Source organism: Streptomyces sp. Xyl84, assembly GCF_059731885.1.
This window is the reverse complement of sequence record NZ_AP029182.1, coordinates 2,021,525-2,041,554: the sequence shown is the minus strand read 5'-3', so window position 1 is coordinate 2,041,554 and position 20,030 is coordinate 2,021,525. Positions and strand designations below refer to the sequence as shown.

15 protein-coding genes and 1 pseudogene are annotated in these 20,030 nt (G+C 73.0%); 12 read left to right on the top strand and 4 right to left on the bottom strand.

The window, feature by feature from the left end; translation table 11 throughout:
• Window positions 1-182: 182 nt before the first annotated feature.
• From AC6I72_RS08600 to ispG, 4 genes are all read left to right on the top strand, one after another.
• Window positions 183-2,126 (top strand): acyl-CoA dehydrogenase family protein, encoded by a 1,944-nt coding sequence (locus AC6I72_RS08600; RefSeq protein ID WP_498000269.1) that lies wholly within the window; start codon window positions 183-185, stop codon window positions 2,124-2,126.
• A 273-nt stretch (window positions 2,127-2,399) separates the two neighbouring features.
• Window positions 2,400-3,662 carry a 1-deoxy-D-xylulose-5-phosphate reductoisomerase gene (gene dxr, locus AC6I72_RS08595; protein ID WP_498000268.1) on the top strand — a complete coding sequence of 421 codons (1,263 nt, stop codon included), beginning with the start codon at window positions 2,400-2,402 and terminating at the stop codon, window positions 3,660-3,662.
• Window positions 3,659-4,963: a M50 family metallopeptidase gene (locus AC6I72_RS08590; protein WP_498000267.1), complete on the top strand. Its 1,305-nt coding sequence runs from the start codon at window positions 3,659-3,661 to the stop codon at window positions 4,961-4,963. The genes dxr and AC6I72_RS08590 overlap by 4 nt, the downstream gene beginning before the upstream one ends.
• Before the next feature lie 170 nt (window positions 4,964-5,133).
• Window positions 5,134-6,291 (top strand): flavodoxin-dependent (E)-4-hydroxy-3-methylbut-2-enyl-diphosphate synthase, encoded by a 1,158-nt coding sequence (gene ispG / locus AC6I72_RS08585; protein ID WP_498004626.1) that lies wholly within the window; start codon window positions 5,134-5,136, stop codon window positions 6,289-6,291.
• Window positions 6,292-6,741: 450 nt separating this feature from the next.
• Here the strand turns inward: ispG and AC6I72_RS08580 are convergent, their stop codons facing one another.
• Window positions 6,742-8,613 carry a PP2C family protein-serine/threonine phosphatase gene (locus AC6I72_RS08580; protein WP_498000266.1) on the bottom strand — a complete coding sequence of 624 codons (1,872 nt, stop codon included), beginning with the start codon at window positions 8,611-8,613 and terminating at the stop codon, window positions 6,742-6,744.
• A gap of 236 nt (window positions 8,614-8,849) precedes the next feature.
• Between AC6I72_RS08580 and AC6I72_RS08575 the strand changes: the two genes are divergently transcribed.
• The 4 genes and pseudogenes from AC6I72_RS08575 to AC6I72_RS08560 all read left to right on the top strand — a co-directional run bounded on the left by AC6I72_RS08575 (window position 8,850) and on the right by AC6I72_RS08560 (window position 12,400).
• Window positions 8,850-9,698 (top strand): GNAT family N-acetyltransferase, encoded by an 849-nt coding sequence (locus AC6I72_RS08575; RefSeq protein ID WP_498000265.1) that lies wholly within the window; start codon window positions 8,850-8,852, stop codon window positions 9,696-9,698.
• Between the two features lie 22 nt (window positions 9,699-9,720).
• A pseudogene (locus tag AC6I72_RS08570) lies at window positions 9,721-9,870 on the top strand (integrase core domain-containing protein); the annotation flags it as partial.
• 164 nt (window positions 9,871-10,034) lie between these two features.
• Window positions 10,035-10,622, top strand: coding sequence for a GNAT family N-acetyltransferase (locus tag AC6I72_RS08565; RefSeq protein WP_498000264.1), 588 nt, complete (start codon window positions 10,035-10,037; stop codon window positions 10,620-10,622).
• A 74-nt stretch (window positions 10,623-10,696) separates the two neighbouring features.
• Window positions 10,697-12,400, top strand: a complete 1,704-nt coding sequence (locus tag AC6I72_RS08560) for a proline--tRNA ligase (RefSeq protein ID WP_498000263.1) — start codon at window positions 10,697-10,699, stop codon at window positions 12,398-12,400.
• A 180-nt stretch (window positions 12,401-12,580) separates the two neighbouring features.
• On the opposite strand, the gene AC6I72_RS08555 is transcribed toward AC6I72_RS08560, so the two are convergent.
• The 3 genes from AC6I72_RS08555 to AC6I72_RS08545 form a co-directional block, all read right to left on the bottom strand.
• Complete coding sequence (locus AC6I72_RS08555) at window positions 12,581-13,483, bottom strand: aminoglycoside phosphotransferase family protein (protein ID WP_498000262.1); 903 nt, start codon at window positions 13,481-13,483, stop codon at window positions 12,581-12,583.
• A 94-nt stretch (window positions 13,484-13,577) separates the two neighbouring features.
• Window positions 13,578-14,042 (bottom strand): ferritin-like domain-containing protein, encoded by a 465-nt coding sequence (locus AC6I72_RS08550; protein WP_498000261.1) that lies wholly within the window; start codon window positions 14,040-14,042, stop codon window positions 13,578-13,580.
• Window positions 14,039-14,680 (bottom strand): hypothetical protein, encoded by a 642-nt coding sequence (locus AC6I72_RS08545; RefSeq protein WP_498000260.1) that lies wholly within the window; start codon window positions 14,678-14,680, stop codon window positions 14,039-14,041. Before AC6I72_RS08545 ends, AC6I72_RS08550 begins: the two co-directional genes overlap by 4 nt.
• 205 nt (window positions 14,681-14,885) lie before the next feature.
• Here AC6I72_RS08545 and rimP point away from each other — a divergent pair, with 205 nt between their 5' ends.
• The 4 genes from rimP (at window position 14,886) to infB (ending at window position 20,017) form a co-directional block, all read left to right on the top strand.
• Window positions 14,886-15,404 (top strand): ribosome maturation factor RimP, encoded by a 519-nt coding sequence (rimP, locus tag AC6I72_RS08540; RefSeq protein WP_498000259.1) that lies wholly within the window; start codon window positions 14,886-14,888, stop codon window positions 15,402-15,404.
• 2 nt (window positions 15,405-15,406) lie between these two features.
• Window positions 15,407-16,393 carry a transcription termination factor NusA gene (gene nusA, locus AC6I72_RS08535; RefSeq protein WP_037861923.1) on the top strand — a complete coding sequence of 329 codons (987 nt, stop codon included), beginning with the start codon at window positions 15,407-15,409 and terminating at the stop codon, window positions 16,391-16,393.
• A gap of 90 nt (window positions 16,394-16,483) precedes the next feature.
• On the top strand, window positions 16,484-16,780 hold the full coding sequence (locus tag AC6I72_RS08530) for a YlxR family protein (RefSeq protein ID WP_498000258.1): 297 nt from the start codon (window positions 16,484-16,486) through the stop codon (window positions 16,778-16,780).
• Window positions 16,781-16,930: 150 nt separating this feature from the next.
• Window positions 16,931-20,017 carry a translation initiation factor IF-2 gene (gene infB, locus AC6I72_RS08525; protein WP_498000257.1) on the top strand — a complete coding sequence of 1,029 codons (3,087 nt, stop codon included), beginning with the start codon at window positions 16,931-16,933 and terminating at the stop codon, window positions 20,015-20,017.
• The last annotated feature ends 13 nt before the right edge of the window (window positions 20,018-20,030 follow it).

Below are 20,030 nucleotides of genomic sequence, written 5' to 3'. Positions count from 1 at the left end.
CCGCATGACACCACACCGGGACACCCGCGGTCGCACCGGCCGCCCGCACGCCCGGCAGCCCGCACGCCAGGGGTGGTGGCACCGTCCGGTATCGGGTACATACGAACCAGTAGCACCGGTCGGTGAAGAAAACACCCAAGATCCCTATTCGCGGGGCGTGTTCCCGCGGTGAGGTGAGCCTCATGTCCGCACCAGCGACCAGCAGACCCACCGTGAGCGAGCGCGAAGCCCGGCAGGTGGCGGAGGACGCCCGGGAACAGCACTGGCGCAAACCCAGCTTCGCCAAGGAACTGTTCCTGGGCCGTTTCCGGCTCGACCTCATCCACCCGCACCCGCTCCCGGCCGCCGACGACGTGCAGCGCGGCGAGGAGTTCCTGGCCAAGCTGCGCGACTTCTGCGAGACGAAGGTCGACTCCGCCCGGATCGAACGCGACGCGCGGATCCCCGACGAGGTCGTCACCGGGCTCAAGGAGCTGGGCGCCCTCGGCATGAAGATCGACACCAGGTACGGCGGCCTCGGACTCACCCAGGTGTACTACAACAAGGCCCTCGCCCTGGCCGGCTCCGCCAGCCCCGCCATCGGGGCCCTGCTCTCCGCGCATCAGTCGATCGGCGTACCGCAGCCGCTCAAACTCTTCGGCACCCAGGAGCAGAAGGACACGTTCCTGCCCCGCTGCGCCCGCACCGACATCTCCGCCTTCCTGCTCACCGAGCCGGACGTCGGCTCCGACCCGGCCCGCCTGGCGACCACCGCCGTGCCCGACGAGCGGGGGGACTACGTCCTGGACGGCGTGAAGCTGTGGACCACCAACGGCGTGGTGGCCGACCTGCTCGTCGTCATGGCGCGCGTACCGAGGTCGGAGGGACACCGGGGCGGCATCACCGCCTTCGTCGTCGAGGCCGCCGCCGAGGGCGTCACGGTGGAGCACCGCAACGCCTTCATGGGCCTGCGCGGCATCGAGAACGGCGTCACCCGCTTCCACCGGGTCCGCGTCCCGGCCGCCCAGCGCATCGGCGAGGAGGGCCAGGGCCTCAAGATCGCCCTGACCACGCTCAACACCGGCCGGCTCTCCCTGCCGGCCATGTGCGCGGGCGCGGGCAAGTGGTGCCTGAAGATCGCCCGCGAGTGGTCCGCCGTCCGCGAGCAGTGGGGCAAGCCGGTCGCGCTGCACGAGGCGGTCGGCTCGAAGATCTCCTTCATCGCCGCCACCACCTTCGCCCTGGAGGCCGTGCTCGAACTGTCCTCCCAGATGGCCGACGAGGACCGCAACGACATCCGCATCGAGGCCGCCCTCGCCAAGCTCTACGGCTCCGAGATGGCCTGGAGGATGGCCGACGAACTGGTCCAGATCCGCGGCGGACGCGGCTTCGAGACGGCCGCCTCCCTCGCCGCCCGCGGCGAACGCGCCGTCCCCGCCGAGCAGATGCTGCGCGACCTGCGCATCAACCGCATCTTCGAGGGCTCCACCGAGATCATGCACCTCCTGATCGCCCGCGAGGCCGTCGACGCCCACCTCTCGGTCGCCGGCGACCTCATCGACCCCGGCAAGTCCCTCCAGGACAAGGCGAGGGCGGGCGCGAACGCGGGCGTCTTCTACGCGAAGTGGCTGCCGAAGCTGGTCGCGGGCCCCGGCCAGCTGCCGCGCTCGTACGCCGAGTTCCACCCGCGCGGGCACGCCGACCTCTCCGGGCACCTGCGCTTCGTCGAACGCCACGCCCGCAAGCTCGCCCGCTCCACCTTCTACGCCATGTCCCGCTGGCAGGGCCGGATGGAGACCAAGCAGGGCTTCCTCGGCCGGGTCGTGGACATCGGCGCCGAACTGTTCGCGATGAGCGCGGCCTGCGTGCGCGCCGAACTCCTGCGCACCCGCGGGGAGAACGGCCGCGAGGCCTACCAACTGGCCGACGCCTTCTGCCGCCAGGCCCGCATCCGCGTGGGCGAACTCTTCGACCGCCTGTGGAACAACACCGACGACCTGGACCGCAAGGTCGTCAAGGGCGTCCTCGGCGGGGCCTACGAGTGGCTGGAGCAAGGAATCGTCGACCCCTCGGACGACGGCCCGTGGATCGCCGAGCCGGAACCGGGCCCCACCGCACAGGAGAACGTGCACCGCCCGATCCGCTGACGACCCCGCACCCGGCCGATCGCACGGCGGCCCGGCCCCCACCCCGCTCCACGGCGACCGCCCGCCTGCCCCGCGGCGCGGCGGTCCCGCGCCGGGCCTGCCGTCGGGCGGCCCTGTCCTGCAGTGGTCCTGGGCCTGGCCCTGCTCCGGAGGGACGGGTGCCCCCGCGGCGCGCGCCGCCGTGCATGCGCCGGCCGCGCGATCCGGGGCGCCCCGGACCCGCCCGGCGGACGCGCTGTCCTGAGACACAGGCGTTGCGGCCACAATGGGGGGATGAGCGACAGTCCAGCCCCTCTCGCCGATCCGCATCTCGTCTTCGACCCCGTCAGCGGGGACGGACCCAAGGACGTGGTCGTCCTCGGGTCCACCGGGTCCGTCGGCACCCAGGCCATCGACCTCGTGCTGCGCCACCCGGACCGCTTCCGGGTCACCGCGCTCTCCGCCAACGGCGGCCGGGTCGCTCTCCTCGCCGAGCAGGCGTTCCGGCTGCGGGCGCGGACCGTGGCCGTGGCCCGCGAGGACGTCGTACCGGCCCTGCGCGAGGCGCTGGCCGCGCAGTACGGGAGCACCGGGCCGCTGCCCGAGATCCTGGCCGGCCCCGACGCGGCCACCCACGTCGCCGCCTCCGAGTGCCACACCGTCCTCAACGGCATCACCGGATCCATCGGCCTGGCCCCGACCCTCGCCGCCCTGGAGGCGGGCCGCACCCTCGCGCTCGCCAACAAGGAGTCGCTCATCGTCGGCGGCCCGCTGGTCAAGGCGGTGGCCGGGCCGGGTCAGATCATCCCGGTGGACTCCGAGCACGCCGCGCTCTTCCAGGCCCTGGCCGGCGGGACCCGGGCGGATGTGCGCAAGCTCGTCGTCACCGCCTCCGGCGGCCCCTTCCGCGGCCGTACCAAGGACGAACTCGCCGACGTCGGCGTCGAGGACGCCCTCGCCCACCCCACCTGGGCGATGGGCCCGGTGATCACGGTGAACTCCGCCACCCTCGTCAACAAGGGCCTGGAGGTCATCGAGGCCCACCTGCTGTACGACATCCCCTTCGACCGCATCGAGGTCGTCGTCCACCCCCAGTCGTACGTCCACTCGATGGTCGAGTTCACCGACGGGTCCACCCTCGCGCAGGCGACGCCCCCCGACATGCGCGGGCCCATCGCCATCGGCCTCGGCTGGCCCGAACGGATTCCCGACGCCGCCCCCGCCTTCGACTGGAGCAAGGCCTCCACCTGGGAGTTCTTCCCCCTCGACACCGAGGCCTTCCCCTCCGTCGGCCTCGCCCGGCACGTCGGCCGGCTCGCGGGCACCGCCCCGGCCGTGTTCAATGCGGCCAACGAGGAGTGCGTCGACGCGTTCCTGCGCGGTGCACTGCCCTTCAACGGGATCATGGAGACCGTGACACAGGTGGTCGAGGAGCACGGCACACCCCGCACGGGAACTACGCTGACCCTGCCGGACGTCCTCGAAGCGGAGACCTGGGCCCGCTCCCGCGCCCGGGAACTGACAGCGCAGACGGCGACCGCGGAGGCGCGTGCATGACGTCCCTGATGATGATCCTCGGCATAGTCGTCTTCGTGATCGGCCTGCTGGTCTCCATCGCGTGGCACGAGCTGGGACATCTGTCCACCGCCAAGCTCTTCGGCATCCGTGTGCCGCAGTACATGGTCGGCTTCGGCCCGACGATCTTCTCGCGCAGGAAGGGCGAGACGGAGTACGGCATCAAGGCCATCCCGTTCGGCGGCTACATCCGCATGATCGGCATGTTCCCGCCGGGCGACGACGGCCGGGTCACCGCCCGCTCCACCTCACCCTGGCGCGGCATGATCGAGGACGCCCGCTCGGCCGCGTACGAGGAGCTGGAGCCCGGCGACGAGAAGCGCATGTTCTACACGCGCGCCCCGTGGAAGCGGGTCATCGTCATGTTCGCCGGCCCCTTCATGAACCTCGTCCTCGCGGTCGCCCTGTTCCTCATCGTGCTGATGGGCTTCGGCATCTCGCAGCAGACGACCTCCGTCAGCTCCGTCTCGCAGTGCGTCATCGCGCAGAGCGAGAACCGCGACACGTGCAAGAAGGGCGACGCGCTCTCGCCGGCCGCCGCCGCGGGGATGCGGGCCGGGGACCGGATCGTCGCCTTCGACGGCGTCAGGACCGACGACTGGGACCGCCTGTCCGACCTCATCCGCGCCAACCCCGGCAAGCAGGTGCCGATCGTCGTCGACCGGGGCGGCAAGGACGTCACCCTGCACGCGAAGATCGCCACCAACCAGGTCGCCAAGAAGGACTCCCACGGCCAGATCGTCCAGGGCCAGTACGTCACCGCCGGGTTCCTCGGCTTCAGCGCCGCCACCGGCATCGTCCGCCAGGACTTCGGCCAGTCCGTGACCTGGATGGGCGACCGGCTCGGCGAGGCCGTCGACTCCATCGCGAGCCTGCCCGGCAAGATCCCGGCCCTGTGGGACGCGGCCTTCGACGGCGCCCCCCGCCAGCCCGACTCCCCGATGGGCGTGGTCGGCGCGGCCCGCGTCGGCGGCGACATCTTCACCCTGGACATCCCGCCCACCCAGCAGCTGGCCATGGCCATGATGCTGGTGGCCGGCTTCAACCTCTCCCTGTTCCTCTTCAACATGCTGCCGCTGCTGCCGCTGGACGGCGGGCACATCGCCGGCGCCCTGTGGGAGTCGCTGCGCCGCCACCTGGCCAAGGTGCTGCGCCGCCCGGACCCCGGCCCGTTCGACGTGGCGAAGCTGATGCCGGTGGCCTACGTCGTGGCCAGCGTCTTCATCTGCTTCACCATCCTCGTCCTCATCGCGGACGTCGTTAACCCCGTCAAAATCACGTAGCAACCCGCTGTTCGAGGCGGCCGGGCAGGTGTCCTGTCCGGCCGCCTCCCATTGAGTGGGTTTGCCGGGTGGGATGTGCCGATGATCGGGGCGGTGCCGTAATCTCGAAGCCTGGAGCCCGCCGCAGAACGGGGCCGGACCTTGATCCACGACTTGGGGTTGCACAGCAGATGACTGCGATTTCTCTCGGCATGCCGTCCGTTCCGACCAAGCTCGCCGAGCGCCGCAGGAGCCGGCAGATCCAGGTCGGATCCGTGGCGGTCGGCGGCGACGCGCCGGTCTCCGTGCAGTCGATGACGACGACGCGTACGTCGGACATCGGGGCGACGTTGCAGCAGATCGCGGAGCTGACGGCGTCGGGCTGTCAGATCGTGCGGGTGGCGTGTCCGACGCAGGACGATGCGGACGCGCTGGCGACGATCGCGCGGAAGTCGCAGATCCCGGTGATCGCGGACATTCATTTCCAGCCGAAGTACGTGTTCGCCGCGATCGAGGCGGGGTGTGCGGCGGTGCGGGTGAATCCGGGGAACATCAAGAAGTTCGATGATCAGGTGCGGGAGATCGCGAAGGCGGCGAAGGACCGTGGGACGCCGATCCGGATCGGGGTGAACGCGGGGTCGCTGGACCGGCGGCTGCTGCAGAAGTACGGGAAGGCGACGCCGGAGGCGCTGGTGGAGTCGGCGCTGTGGGAGGCGTCGCTGTTCGAGGAGCATGGTTTCCGGGACATCAAGATCTCGGTGAAGCACAACGATCCGGTCGTGATGATCGAGGCGTACCGGCAGCTGGCGGAGCAGTGTGAGTATCCGCTGCATCTGGGTGTGACGGAGGCGGGTCCGGCGTTCCAGGGCACGATCAAGTCGGCGGTGGCGTTCGGTGCGCTGCTGTCGCAGGGGATCGGTGACACGATCCGGGTGTCGTTGTCGGCGCCGCCGGTGGAGGAGGTCAAGGTCGGCTTGCAGATCCTTCAGTCGCTGGGGCTGCGGCAGCGGGGTCTGGAGATCGTCTCGTGTCCGTCGTGCGGGCGTGCGCAGGTGGATGTGTACAAGCTGGCGGAGGAGGTCACGGCGGGGCTGACGGGTATGGAGGTTCCGTTGCGGGTGGCCGTGATGGGGTGTGTGGTCAACGGTCCCGGTGAGGCGCGTGAGGCTGATCTGGGTGTGGCGTCGGGCAACGGCAAGGGGCAGATCTTCGTCAAGGGCGAGGTCATCAAGACGGTGCCCGAGTCGAAGATCGTGGAGACCCTGATCGAAGAGGCGATGAAGCTCGCCGAGCAGATGGAGGCCGACGGCGTGGCCTCCGGCGAGCCGGAGATCTCCGTCGCGGGCTGATCCCGGCCCCGCCCCCCTGTACGCCCCGGGCCCACCGCTCCACCGCGGCCGGGCCCATCGGGCCGGGCCACAGACGCCCGGCCCGCCGCCCCCTGGTGCCCGGTCGGACCACCCCTCGCGCCGTAGCGGCCCCGGCCGTCAGCAGCCGATCATCCCGCCGTTGCCGGTGGGGCCCATCCGGTCGTAGTGGCCCTGGCCCGCCGCCGCCCCTCCGGTGCCGGGCGGACCACCGGCGCCGTAGCGGCCCCAGCCATCAGCCGCCGATCATCCCGCCGTTGCCGGTGGGGCCCCTCGCGTCGTAGCGGCCCCGTAGCGCCCCCGCCAAGCCGTCGGCCGCCCCGCCGCGGGCCCCGCCCCCGGTCTGCCGACCCCGTCGCGGCCCCGCCGTCCAGCCGCCCCCTCGCGCGGCCTCGCCCCCCTCCTGCCCCGCCCGCCCGGCCACGCCACGCCTCACCGCCCCGGTGCCTCGTCGGTCCGGCCGTGCAGTGTGGGGTCCGACACCGGGGCGTCCTCCTGGACCGAACCGGGCGCGGAGCGTTCGGGTGCGGCCGGGCTGCCGTACGGGGACTGCGGGGGCGGCGGCGGCTCCCGGTCGCCCGGGGCACCGGCCCCGCTGGCGGGCAGGTGCAGCGCGAGCAGAGCGACGTCGTCGCCGCTGGGCCTGATGCGCTCCAGCAGCTCGTCGCAGAAGGCGTCCACCGTCTCCCCGGCCATCCGCCGGGCCAGCACGGAGGCGTGGTGGCGGAGCTTGGCCATCCCCAGGTCGATGGGGCGGTTCCTGCTCTCCACCAGACCGTCGGTGTACAGCAGGAGCGTCGACTCGGGCGGAAGGTCCTCGTAGGCGTCGGGCCAGCTCAGCCCGAGGTGCAGGACCGCGCTCATCCCGATCAGCGGACCGTGCCCGCCGGTCAGGAACCGCGTCCCGCCGTCCCGGGTCACCAGCAGCGGCGGCGGATGCCCGGCATTGACCCAGTTCAGCCGCCACGGGCCGCCCTCGGGGCCCTCGATCCGGGCGAAGACGAGCGTGGCCATCGGCGCGTCACTGGTGTTCGTGACCGCCTCGTCCAGCCGGCACATGATCAGACTGGGCGGCTTGCCGTGGTCCCAGGCCAGGGCGCGCAGCATGTTGCGGACCTCGGCCATGTGCGCGGCGGCCTGGAGATCGTGGCCCACCACGTCCCCGATGACCAGGGCCATCACCCCGTCGGAGAGCAGGAAGGCGTCGTACCAGTCGCCGCCGATCTCCATGGCGCTCTGCGCGGGCAGGTAGCGGGCGGCCATCCGCAGGTGGTCGACCTGCGGCAGCGGGGCCAGCAACTGGCGCTGCATCGTCTCGGAGACGTTGCGCTGCTCCTGGTAGAGCCGGGCGTTGTCCAGCACCAGACCCACCCGGCGGCCGATGTCGGAGAGCAGCCGCACCTCCGCGTCCGTCGGTGCGGGCGAGCCCGCGGCGCGGCCCACGGTCAGCATCCCGTAGTGGTTGCGGCGGGCGCGCAGCGGCACGACGACGGCGGTGTGGCCGCCCAGCCGCTCGAACAGTCTCCCGTGGGTCGCCGCGAGCGCGGCGTCCGGGTCGCGCAGCTCCTCGGCGCTCAGCAGGACGGGTTCGTCGGCGCCCATGACCCGGTCCACCGCCGTCCGCTCCCCGGCCGACAGCAGCGGCAGCGCCCCCTCCAGCCGCCGGGCCCGCCGCGGGTGTGCCGGACACCGTACGGCGACCCGCTCCAGGACGCCCGTCCGCTGCGAGCACAGGGCCACCGACGCCCAGTCGCCCAGCTCCGGAACGAGCAGTCGCACCAGCCTGCGCATGCGTCCGGAGGCGTCCAGGGCGGACATCAGCACCGAGGAGACGTCCGCCAGCAGGTTCAGCCGGGCGGTCAGCGCCTCCAGGGCCGCCGCGTGCGCGGCCATCCGCTCCTCGGCCGCACGCTGCGGGCCGAAGTCGCTGAACACCACCACCAGCCCCGCCGGGCGGCCGGACACCACCAGGGACGTCGTCGTCCAGATGATCGGAACCGTCGAACCGTCGGACCGCAGGAAGTACTCCTCGCAGCCCTCCTCCACGGACCGGCCGTCGGCCAGCGGCATCCGCATCGTGCACTGCTCCCGCGGCACCGCGGAGCCGTCTGCCCGGCGGTGCAGCAGGTCGTGCGCGTCCCGGCCGAGCAGTTCCGCCTCGGAGCGGCCCAGCAGCCGCTCCGCCCACGGATTGACGAAGGTGATGCGCCCGTCGGCGTCGAGGGTGAACACACCGGTCCCCAGCCCGCGCAGGACCGCCCGCGGGAAGTCGGGATCCAGGGCCGCCCCGCCCGCCGCGCTCACGGAACCGGTCCCGTCTCGCCCCGGACCGCCGTCCGGCGTGCTGCCACCGTAGATCACCGCTTTCGCCAGGCCGTGCCGGGAGAACCACGCCGTTCTCGACCCAAGGAGTACCCAGAACGGCCCGTACTGCCACATTCCAGGGCATTCGGTAGCGGGCCTCACCAGGGGGCGGCGCCGCCAGGATCCGGCAGGTACAGTGCGGAGATCAGCCGAAACCCCAGCGTGAGGCCCCGCACGTGTTGACCCAGACCACCTCACGGGTGCTCGAACCGAGCGACCTGGACGCGGCGCTCGCCGTCCTCGACCGCGAGCCGGTCGCGAACGCCTTCGTGACCTCGCGCGTGCAGGTCGCGGGCCTGGACCCGTGGCGGCTCGGCGGCGAGATGTGGGGCTGGTACGAGGGCGGCATGCTCACGTCCCTGTGCTACGCGGGCGCCAACCTGGTCCCCATCTGCGCCACCCCGCGCGCCGTGCGCGCCTTCGCGGACCGCGCCCGGCGGGCCGGCCGCCGCTGCTCCTCCATCGTCGGTCCCTCCGGACCCACCACCCAGCTGTGGGGCCTGCTCGAACCCAGCTGGGGGCCGGCCCGCGAGGTCCGCGCCCGCCAGCCCCTCATGGTCACCGACCGCATGCCCGCGGACATCGCCGCCGACCCCTACGTCCGCCGCGTCCGCAAGGACGAGATGGAGGCGATCATGCCGGCGTGCGTGGCCATGTTCACCGAGGAGGTCGGCGTCTCCCCGCTGGCCGGCGACGGCGGCCTGCTCTACCAGGCCCGGGTCGCCGAACTCGTGGGCTCCGGCCGCTCCTTCGCCCGCCTCGACGAGCACGGCAAGGTGATGTTCAAGGCCGAGATCGGCGCGGCGACCGACCGGGCCTGCCAGATCCAGGGCGTCTGGGTCGCCCCCGAGTACCGGGGCCGCGGGCTCGCCGCCCCCGCCATGGCCGCGGTGCTGCGCTACGCACTGGCCGACGTCGCCCCCGTCGTCAGCCTCTACGTCAACGACTTCAACACGGCGGCCCGGCGCACCTACCTGCGCGTGGGCTTCCAGGAGGTCGGCTCGTTCACGAGCGTGCTGTTCTAGGCCCTGTCGTCAAGTTCCCGCCGAATGGGCCTACCTGCGGCCCTACACCAACAACGACGAACGCACCGCGGCCCTGGCAGACTTTCTGCACACCTACAACCACCACCGCTGCCACACCGCACTCGGCGGCCAGCCACCGATCAGCCGTGTGAACAACCCTGCAGGTCAATACAGGGGCTTTCATCCGGACCGGCCCGGATCGGCCCGGATCGGGGTGCGGTGCCGGACCCGGCGAGCCCGGCCCGATCCGGACGAGAGGCCCCCGGTGCCGTGGCCGGGCCCGTGCGCCGATGAGGCAGGTGCGAGCCGGGTGGTCGGCCCAGTAGTCTCCCCGGCATGGCGCACTTTCCCGGTCACGGCCCCGGCCGCCGCCCCGACGACATCGTGATCGGCCCCCTCGACCTGTCGGCCCGCGTCGACGAGGCGCTCGCCGTGCAGGCCGTCGCCTTCGGACTCGGCGCCGAGGAGGTCGCCGTGCGCCGGCAGATCGTGCTGCGCCACATGACCTGCCCGGGCGCCCGCGCCCTCGGCGCCACCACCGCCGGCGGACGGCTGGCCGGGTTCGTCTACGGCATGCCCAACGACCGCACCCACTGGTGGTCCACCGTCGTCGAGCCCTACCTGCGCGCCCGCGGCCACGAGGAGTGGCTGGACGACTCCTTCGTGATCACCGAGCTGCACGTCCACCCCGGACACCAGAACCGGGGCATCGGCCGCGCCCTGATCACCACCATCACCGACAGCGCCGACGAGCCCCGCTCGATCCTCTCCGCGATCGACACCGACAGCCCCGCCCGCGGCCTCTACCACTCCCTGGGGTATGTGGACCTGGCCCGGCAGGTCCTCTTCCCCAGCGCGCCGAAGCCGTACGCCGTGATGGGCGCCCCGCTGCCCCTGCGCCGCGGCCCGGCCGGCGGCCGCTGAGGCGATTACCGCCGCCGCCGTCCGCCCGGCTAACCTCCTAGCCATCACCGATTTCCGGCAGGAGTACGAGAACGATGGCGAACGCACCGGTCCAGCGCATGTCCCAGTTGATGGCCAAGACGCTGCGCGACGACCCGGCCGACGCCGAGGTCCTCAGCCACAAGCTGCTGGTCCGCGCCGGTTACGTCCGCCGCACCGCCGCGGGCGTCTGGAGCTGGCTGCCGCTGGGCAAGAAGGTCCTCGCGAACGTCGAGCGGATCGTCCGCGAGGAGATGGACGCCATCGGCGCGCAGGAGGTGCTGCTGCCCGCGCTGCTGCCGAGGGAGCCGTACGAGGCGACCGGCCGCTGGGACGAGTACGGCGCCGAGCTGTTCCGCCTCCAGGACCGCAAGGGCGGCGACTACCTGCTCGGCCCGACCCACGAGGAGATCTTCACCCTGCTGGTGAAGGACCAGGCGTCCTCCTACAAGGACCTGCCGGTCATCCTCTACCAGATCCAGAGCAAGTACCGCGACGAGGCCCGCCCCCGCGCGGGCATCCTGCGCGGGCGCGAGTTCCTGATGAAGGACTCCTACTCCTTCGACACCGCCGACGAGGGCCTCGCCGAGTCCTACGCCCTGCACCGCCAGGCCTACCAGCGCATCTTCGAGCGCCTCGGCCTCGACTACCGCATCTGCGCCGCGACCGCGGGCGCGATGGGCGGCTCCCGGTCCGAGGAGTTCCTCGCCCCGGCCGAGGCCGGCGAGGACACCTTCGCCGACTGCCCGAACTGCGACTTCGCCGCCAACACCGAGGCGATCACCTACGAGCTGCGGCCGGTGGACGGCTCCGCCGTGCCCGCGCTGGAGGAGATCCCGACCCCGGACACCCCCACCATCGAGACCCTCGCCGCCTCCCTCGGCGTCCCGGCCTCCGCCACCCTGAAGAACCTCCTCGTCAAGGTGGACGGCGAGATCGTCGCCGTCGGCGTCCCCGGCGACCGTGAGGTCGACCTGGACAAGGTCGAGGCGCACTTCGCCCCGGCCACCGTCGAACTGGTCACCGCCGAGGACTTCACCGGCCGCCCCGACCTGGTGCGCGGCTACGTCGGCCCGCAGGGCCTGGGGGAGAAGGTCCGCTACATCGCCGACCCGCGCGTGGCGCCCGGCACCGCCTGGATCACCGGCGCCAACAAGGAGCACACGCACGCGAAGAACGTCGTCGCGGGCCGCGACTTCGACGTCGACGCGTACGTCGACGTCGTGGTCGTCCAGGAGGGCGACCCCTGCCCGAAGTGCGGCACCGGTCTCAAGCTGGACCGCGCCATCGAGATCGGCCACATCTTCCAGCTCGGCCGCAAGTACACCGACGCCCTCAAGCTCGACGTCCTCGGCCAGAACGGCAAGCCGGTCCGCGTCACCATGGGCTCCTACGGCATCGGCGTCTCCCGCGCGGTCGCGGCCCTCGCCGAGCAGCACGCCGACGAGCACGGGCTGGTCTGGCCCGCCGAGGTGGCCCCGGCCGACGTGCACGTGGTCGCCGCGGGCAAGGCCCTGCAGACCGAACTGGCCCTCGACGTCTCCGGGAAGCTGGCCGCCGCCGGCCTCCGCGTCCTCGTCGACGACCGCGCCGGCGTCTCCCCGGGCGTGAAGTTCACGGACGCCGAACTGATCGGCGTCCCCAAGATCCTCGTCGCCGGCCGCCGCTCCGCCGAGGGCGTCGTCGAGCTGAAGGACCGCCGGAGCGGCGAGCGCGAGGAACTGACGGTCGACGAGGCCATCGCCCGCCTCACCGCGTAGCGACACTGCGCGGCTCCACGGGAACCCGGCCCGGCCGCCCGGCCGTGCGGGGGTCCCGTGGACCCGCAGCGGAGACACACAGCCACCCGGGCCCCGCCCCACCCGGACGGGGCCCGGCCCGTTCACGGCGCGGGGGTGCCGGGACGCGACCGCTCCGGTGCCCTGCCGGCCTTCGCCGGATCAGAGCCAGCCCGCGAACTCCAGGAGCAGTTCGGCGTCCTGGGGGCGGCCCACCCGGCGGGCCCGTACGCCGGACTCCACCGCGCGGAACAGGGTCCAGCCGCCCAGCCGTTCCCGGTCCACCTCCAGGGACTCCGCCAGCCGTTTGATCCTGCGCCGGGTGGTGGCCGGCCCGGACGGCGAGGCGATCAGGTCCTCCACCCGGTCACGGACCAGCCGGGCCAGGTCGAACGCGGCCTCACCCACCACCGGGTCCGGGCCGACCGCCAGCCACGGCATCCGGTCCCCGGCGAGTACCTTGCTCTGCCGGAACGTGCCGTGCAGCAGCCGCTGTCCGGGCGGCGCGGCCAGCAACTGCTCGCGGGCCGCGAGCGCCGCCCGCACCAGCGGCGCCACCTCCGCGTCGCCCTCCGCGCTCGCCCGCATCGCCTCCGCCTGCCGCCCGGTCCGCTCGGCGACCGTCTCGAAGGGGTGCCCCTGCGGCGGCTCCACCCACAGCCTCCGCAGCGTGCCCGCGGCCTCCAGCAGCGCCCGCGCCTCCGGCAGCGACCGCACCGACACGTCCGGGTGCAGCCGTTCGAGGAGCAGAACACCCTCGTCCGTACCGGACGGCTCCAGCAGCTGTACGGCACCCCGGCCCGCCCAGTGCGCGAGCGCGGCCCGCTCGCCGGCGGGCCGGGCCCGGGGCGGGGCCAGCTTCAGCACGGCCGGTGTCCCCTGCGCCGTCCGCACCAGCACGACCATGCTGCTGCGCCCGCCGGGCACCTGCACCCGCTCGACCGTCAACCCGCGCTGCTCGACGGCCCGTCCGGCCAGTCGGGGCAGCTGCTCCAGCCAGTCGTCACCGTCCGGTGCCGTCTCACCGAGCGCCCGCACCAGTCGGCGCGGCGGTTCGAAAGCCATGCGCGAGTGTTTCCTTCCTGGACGCCTGGGCGCGTTCGCACGCGTCCCCTGTCTCGGTGCGTCCCGGTCGGACGCCTGCCGGTCACCTGCCCCGCTACGGCGTCGCGGTCGCCGACGGGCTGCCGGCACCGGCGCGTTCGGCGAGACCTGGGAAGGCTACGCTCCCGCCGCGCCAGCGCGCCGCCCGGACCGCCGCCTCGCGCAGCGCCCCGGCCGCCTCCTGCCTGCGCCGCCCGGTGGCGGCCCGCACCAGGTCGGAGCAGACCCCGGCCACCCGGTCCTCCAGTTCCGCGGCGAAGCGGACCGCGGCGGCCGAGTCCGGCACCGGGAACGGCAGGGCGTAGCCGGCCGCCGAGGCCACCGGCCTGCCGCCCAGGTCCGCGACCTGGCGCGCCAGGGTGTCGCGGCGCGCCCGGTGGGCGTCGTAGGCGGAGCGCGCCTGGGCGCGCCGGTCCTCGTGGACCTTGCCGCCCACGACGCCGTAGCCGTACACCGCCGCGTGCTCCGCGGCCAGCGCCGCCTGGAGGGCCCGCAGTTCCTCTTCCGCAGCCGTGCTCACTTGTCGCCCTCCGTCAGCAGGTACGCGTGCGCCGCGCCGGCCGCCGCCACCGAGGCCAGCAACCGCGCCTGCTCACCGGGGACGTCGAGCAGCGCCGCCGTACGCCGGTCGGCGAGCGACCGTTCCGCGGCGGCGAGCCCGGCCCGCGCCTCCTTCTCGTCCGCCGGGACACCCGCCGAAGCCGGCCCCGGGACCCCGGCCGACGGGCCGGCGGACCCGGGGGCCCCGGCGGAGGCCCCCGCGCCCGCCGCCGCCCTGACCGCGTCCGTCGCCGTCGCCGTGGGCGGCGGGGCCGAACCCGCTGACGCCGTCGCGGAGTCCGCGGGCGACGCCTGGCCCGTACCGCCGAACGCGGTCACGTGCCGCACGACCTCCGCCCGCAGCGGCGAGAGCCGCCCGGCCAGCGACGGATGCACGGCGAGCACGGCGTCGTAGCGCCGCACCAGGTCCTGGCTGTCCCGGGCCGCCTGCGCGCGGACCCGGTCGGCGAGCGAGGGACCGGTGCTCGCGGACCCGGAGCCGTCGCTCCCGGCGGAGCAGGCGGACGCGCCCGCGAGCAGGGCGGCCCCCGCCGCCGAGGCGAGCAGACTCCTTCTGCGCGGGCCCGAGAGGACCTGCGGGGGTGAGGGGAACGGCACGGCAGACGTCCTCGGGTGCGTGATGCGTACGTTCGGCGGCGGGCGGGTGCCTCGCCCATGATCACCGTACCCGCGCGTGCCCCGGGCACGGCTCAGCGGCACCGCCCTCGCCCAGGTGGACGGCAACACCCCTTGGGACCGGATACCCTTTGACCAGACACGCGAACCGTCCCACAACAGCACACGCGGCCGAGGAGTCACCCGGATGAGCACCACCCAGAGCGAGAGGCTGCGGGAGCTGCTGGAACCGCTCGTCACCTCCCAGGGGCTGGATCTCGAAGAGATCGCCGTGGACTCCGTAGGACGCAAGCGGGTGCTGCGCGTGGTCGTGGACTCCGGCACCGGGGCGGACCTGGACGCGATCGCCGATGTGAGCCGCGCGCTCTCGGCGAAGCTCGACGAGAGCGACGCGATGGGCGAGGGGGAGTACACCCTCGAGGTCGGGACCCCGGGCGCCGAGCGCCTTCTCACGCAGCACCGCCACTACGTGCGCGCCACGGGCCGGCTGGTGAGGTTCCAGCTGGCCGAGGGCGGCGAGCTGGTGGCCAGGATCATCGCGGCCGACGACGAGGGACTCGACCTCGAGGTGCCCGGAGTCAAGGGCCGCAGGCCCACGGCCCGCCGCATCGCCTTCCCGGACGTCGTCAGGGCGCGCGTGCAGGTCGAGTTCAACCGCAAGGACGACAAGGTCGAGAAGGACCTGAAGGAAGAGGAGGAGGCGTAGCCGTGGACATCGACATGAGCGCCCTGCGGGGCTTGGTGCGGGAGAAGGAGATCTCCTTCGACCTGCTGGTCGAGGCGATCGAGTCGGCCCTCCTCATCGCCTACCACCGCACCGAGGGAAGCCGCCGCCACGCGCGCGTGGAGCTGAACCGGGAGACCGGCCATGTGACCGTGTGGGCGAAGGAGGACCCCGAGGACCTCGAGGAGGGCCAGGAGGCCCGCGAGTTCGACGACACCCCGTCCGGCTTCGGCCGTATCGCCGCCACCACCGCCAAGCAGGTCATCCTGCAGCGGCTGCGCGACGCCGAGGACGACGCGACGCTCGGCGAGTACGCCGGCCGTGAGGGGGACATCGTCACCGGCGTGGTCCAGCAGGGCCGCGACCCGAAGAACGTCCTCGTGGACATCGGCAAGCTGGAGGCCATCCTGCCCGTGCAGGAGCAGGTCCCGGGCGAGACGTACCCGCACGGCATGCGCCTGCGGTCGTACGTCGTGCGGGTGGCCAAGGGCGTGCGCGGTCCCTCCGTCACCCTTTCGCGCACGCACCCCAACCTGGTGAAGAAGCTCTTCGCCCTGGAGGTGCCCGAGATCGCGGACGGCTCCGTCGAGATCGCGGCGATCGCCCGTGAGGCCGGTCACCGTACGAAGATCGCGGTCCGCTCCACCCGTTCGGGCCTGAACGCCAAGGGCGCCTGCATCGGCCCCATGGGCGGCCGGGTGCGCAACGTCATGGGCGAGCTGAACGGCGAGAAGATCGACATCGTCGACTGGTCGGACGACCCGGCCGAGATGGTGGCGAACGCGCTGTCCCCGGCCCGTGTCTCCAAGGTGGACGTCGTGGACCTGGCGGCCCGTTCCGCCCGGGTGACCGTGCCGGACTACCAGCTGTCCCTGGCGATCGGCAAGGAGGGCCAGAACGCCCGCCTCGCCGCCCGTCTGACCGGCTGGCGCATCGACATCCGGCCGGACACCGAGCAGGCCGGGGAATAGATCCGGTCGGGACGGCGCTCGGAACACGACAACAGTCGTTCGAATCCTGCCCCAAAGGGGTGAGGTGTGCGCGGGGAGGTAGACTTAAGGGTGTCTGGCCGGACGCAGGCCCGCGCATGCCCTGAACGCACCTGTGTGGGGTGCCGGGAGCGAGCGGCCAAGACGGATCTGCTGCGCATCGTGGCGGTCGAGGGCGAGTGTGCCCCCGATCCTCGCGGTACGCTGCCCGGCCGGGGTGCGTACGTGCACCCCGCCCCGGTCTGTCTCGACCAGGCGGTACGCCGCCGGGCGTTCACGCGGGCGTTGCGTGCCCCGGGAGCGCTCGACACAAAGGCGTTGCGCCGGTACGTCGAGCGGACGACAGTTGCCGAGCAGGCAACACGGTAGGAAGACGTGTCGTGCGGAACCCCCCGTGCGGCCTGGTACCTCGCGAGTCGAAAGCAGGTCGAGATTGCGATGAGCACTCGATGAGTACGCGATGAGTACGCCCATGAACTAGCGACGGTCCGGCCGCAACCCGGACCTCAAAGGAGCGAAGTGGCTAAGGTCCGGGTATACGAACTCGCCAAGGAGTTCGGTGTGGAGAGCAAGGTCGTCATGGCCAAGCTCCAGGAACTCGGTGAATTCGTCCGATCGGCATCCTCGACGATCGAGGCGCCCGTAGTACGCAAACTGACCGACGCCTTCCAGCAGGGCAACGGCGGCGGCAGGCCCGCCAAGCCGGGTGCCCCGAAGAAGGCCGCCCCCAGGCCGCCCGCGCCCTCCCCGGCGCAGGCAGGGGGCACCTCCCAGGGCGCCAAGCCCGTGGGGGAGCGTCCGGCTGCTCCCAAGCCGCCGGCCGCGCCCAGGCCCGCCGCGGCGCAGCAGCCCGCGGCCCCCTCGGCTCCCGCGCCGGCCGCTCCCGGCCCGCGTCCGGTGCCGGGTCCCAAGCCCGCCCCGCGCCCGGCCCCGGCCGCGCCGGCCGCTCCGGAGTTCACCGCTCCGCCGTCGGCTCCGGCTCCGTCCCCGGCCGCCGCGCAGGGCCCGCGCCCCGGTGGCGCGCGTCCCGGTGCCCCCAAGCCCGGCGGCGGCCGCCCCGGCGGCGGTGGCCAGGGCCAGGCCCGTCCGGGCCAGGGCGCCCCGCGTCCCGGTGGCCAGGCCGCGCGTCCGGGTGCCCGTCCGGCCGGTCCGCGTCCGGGCAACAACCCCTTCACCTCCGGTGGCTCCACCGGTATGGCGCGTCCGCAGGCGCCCCGTCCGCAGGGCCAGCGGCCCGGCGGTCCCGGTGCTCCCGGCGGCGGCCCCCGTCCGCAGGGGGCCGGTGCCCAGGGCGGCGGTCCGCGTCCGCAGGCTCCGGGCGGTCCGCGCCCGACCCCGGGCGCGATGCCGCGTCCGCAGGGCGGTCCGGGCGGTCCCCGTCCCGGCGGCCCGCGTCCGAACCCCGGCATGATGCCGCAGCGTCCCGCTGCCGGCCCGCGTCCCGGCGGTGGCCCCGGCGGCCGCGGTCCGGGCGGTGCGGGTCGTCCCGGCGGCGCCGGTCGTCCCGGCGGCGGCGGCTTCGCCGGCCGTCCGGGCGGCGGTGGCGGCGGTCGTCCCGGCGGCGGCGGCTTCGCCGGCCGTCCCGGCGGCGGTGGCCCCGGTGGTGGCGGCGGCTTCGGCGGCGGCGGTGGCCGTCCCGGCTTCGGCGGTCGTCCGGGCGGTCCCGGTGGCCGTGGCGGGACGCAGGGTGCCTTCGGCCGTCCCGGCGGTCCGGCGCGCCGTGGCCGCAAGTCGAAGCGGCAGCGGCGCCAGGAGTACGAGGCCATGCAGGCCCCGAGCGTCGGCGGCGTGATGCTGCCGCGCGGCAACGGCGAGACCATCCGTCTCTCCCGCGGCGCGTCGCTCACCGACTTCGCCGAGAAGATCAACGCCAACCCGGCGTCGCTCGTCGCGGTCATGATGAACCTGGGCGAGATGGTCACGGCCACGCAGTCCGTCTCCGACGAGACGCTGCAGCTCCTGGCCGACGAGATGAACTACACCGTCCAGATCGTCAGCCCCGAGGAGGAGGACCGCGAGCTGCTCGAGTCCTTCGACCTGGAGTTCGGCGAGGACGAGGGCACCGAGGAGGACCTGGTCGTCCGCCCGCCGGTGGTCACCGTCATGGGTCACGTCGACCACGGAAAGACCCGACTGCTCGACGCCATCCGCAAGACGAACGTCATCGCGGGCGAGGCCGGCGGCATCACCCAGCACATCGGTGCCTACCAGGTCGCGACCGAGGTCAACGGCGAGGACCGCGCGATCACCTTCATCGACACCCCGGGTCACGAGGCGTTCACCGCCATGCGTGCCCGCGGTGCGAAGTCGACCGACATCGCGATTCTGGTCGTCGCGGCCAACGACGGCGTCATGCCGCAGACGGTCGAGGCGCTCAACCACGCCAAGGCGGCCGACGTGCCGATCGTGGTCGCGGTCAACAAGATCGACGTGGAGGGCGCGGACCCGACCAAGGTGCGCGGTCAGCTGACCGAGTACGGCCTGGTGGCCGAGGAGTACGGCGGCGACACCATGTTCGTCGACATCTCCGCCAAGCAGGGTCTGCACATCGACTCGCTGCTGGAGGCCGTGATCCTCACGGCCGACGCCTCGCTCGACCTGCGGGCCAACCCGAACCAGGACGCGCAGGGCATCTCGATCGAGTCCCGTCTCGACCGTGGCCGCGGTGCCGTGGCGACGGTCCTCGTCCAGCGAGGCACCCTGCGGGTCGGCGACACGATGGTGGTGGGCGACGCCTACGGCCGCGTGCGCGCCATGCTCGACGACAACGGCAACAACGTCGCCGAGGCCGGCCCGTCGACGCCGGTCCAGGTCCTGGGCCTGACCAACGTCCCGGGTGCGGGTGACAACTTCATCGTGGTCGAGGAGGACCGTACGGCCCGCCAGATCGCGGAGAAGCGCGCCGCCCGCGAGCGCAACGCCGCGTTCGCCAAGCGCACGCGCCGCGTGTCCCTCGAGGACCTGGACAAGGTGCTCAAGGCCGGCGAGGTCCAGCAGCTGAACCTGATCATCAAGGGTGACGCTTCCGGTTCGGTCGAGGCCCTCGAGTCCTCGCTGCTCCAGCTGGACGTCGGCGAAGAGGTCGACATCCGCGTCCTGCACCGCGGCGTCGGTGCGGTCACGGAGTCCGACATCGACCTGGCGATGGGCTCCGACGCCATCGTGATCGGCTTCAACGTGCGCGCGGTCGGCCGTGCGCAGCAGATGGCCGAGCGCGAAGGCGTGGACGTCCGGTACTACTCGGTCATCTACCAGGCGATCGAGGAGATCGAGGCGGCCCTCAAGGGCATGCTCAAGCCGGAGTACGAAGAGGTCGAGCTGGGCACGGCGGAGATCCGCGAGGTCTTCAAGTCGTCCAAGCTGGGCAACATCGCGGGTGTCCTCATCCGCTCCGGCGAGGTCAAGCGCAACACCAAGGCGCGCCTGCTGCGCGACGGCAAGGTCGTCGCGGAGAACCTCAACATCGAGGGTCTGCGTCGCTTCAAGGACGACGTCACCGAGATCCGCGAAGGCTTCGAGGGCGGTATCAACCTCGGAAACTTCAACGACATCAAGGTCGACGACGTCATCGCGACGTACGAGATGCGCGAGAAGCCGCGGGTGTAACACCCCACGGAAC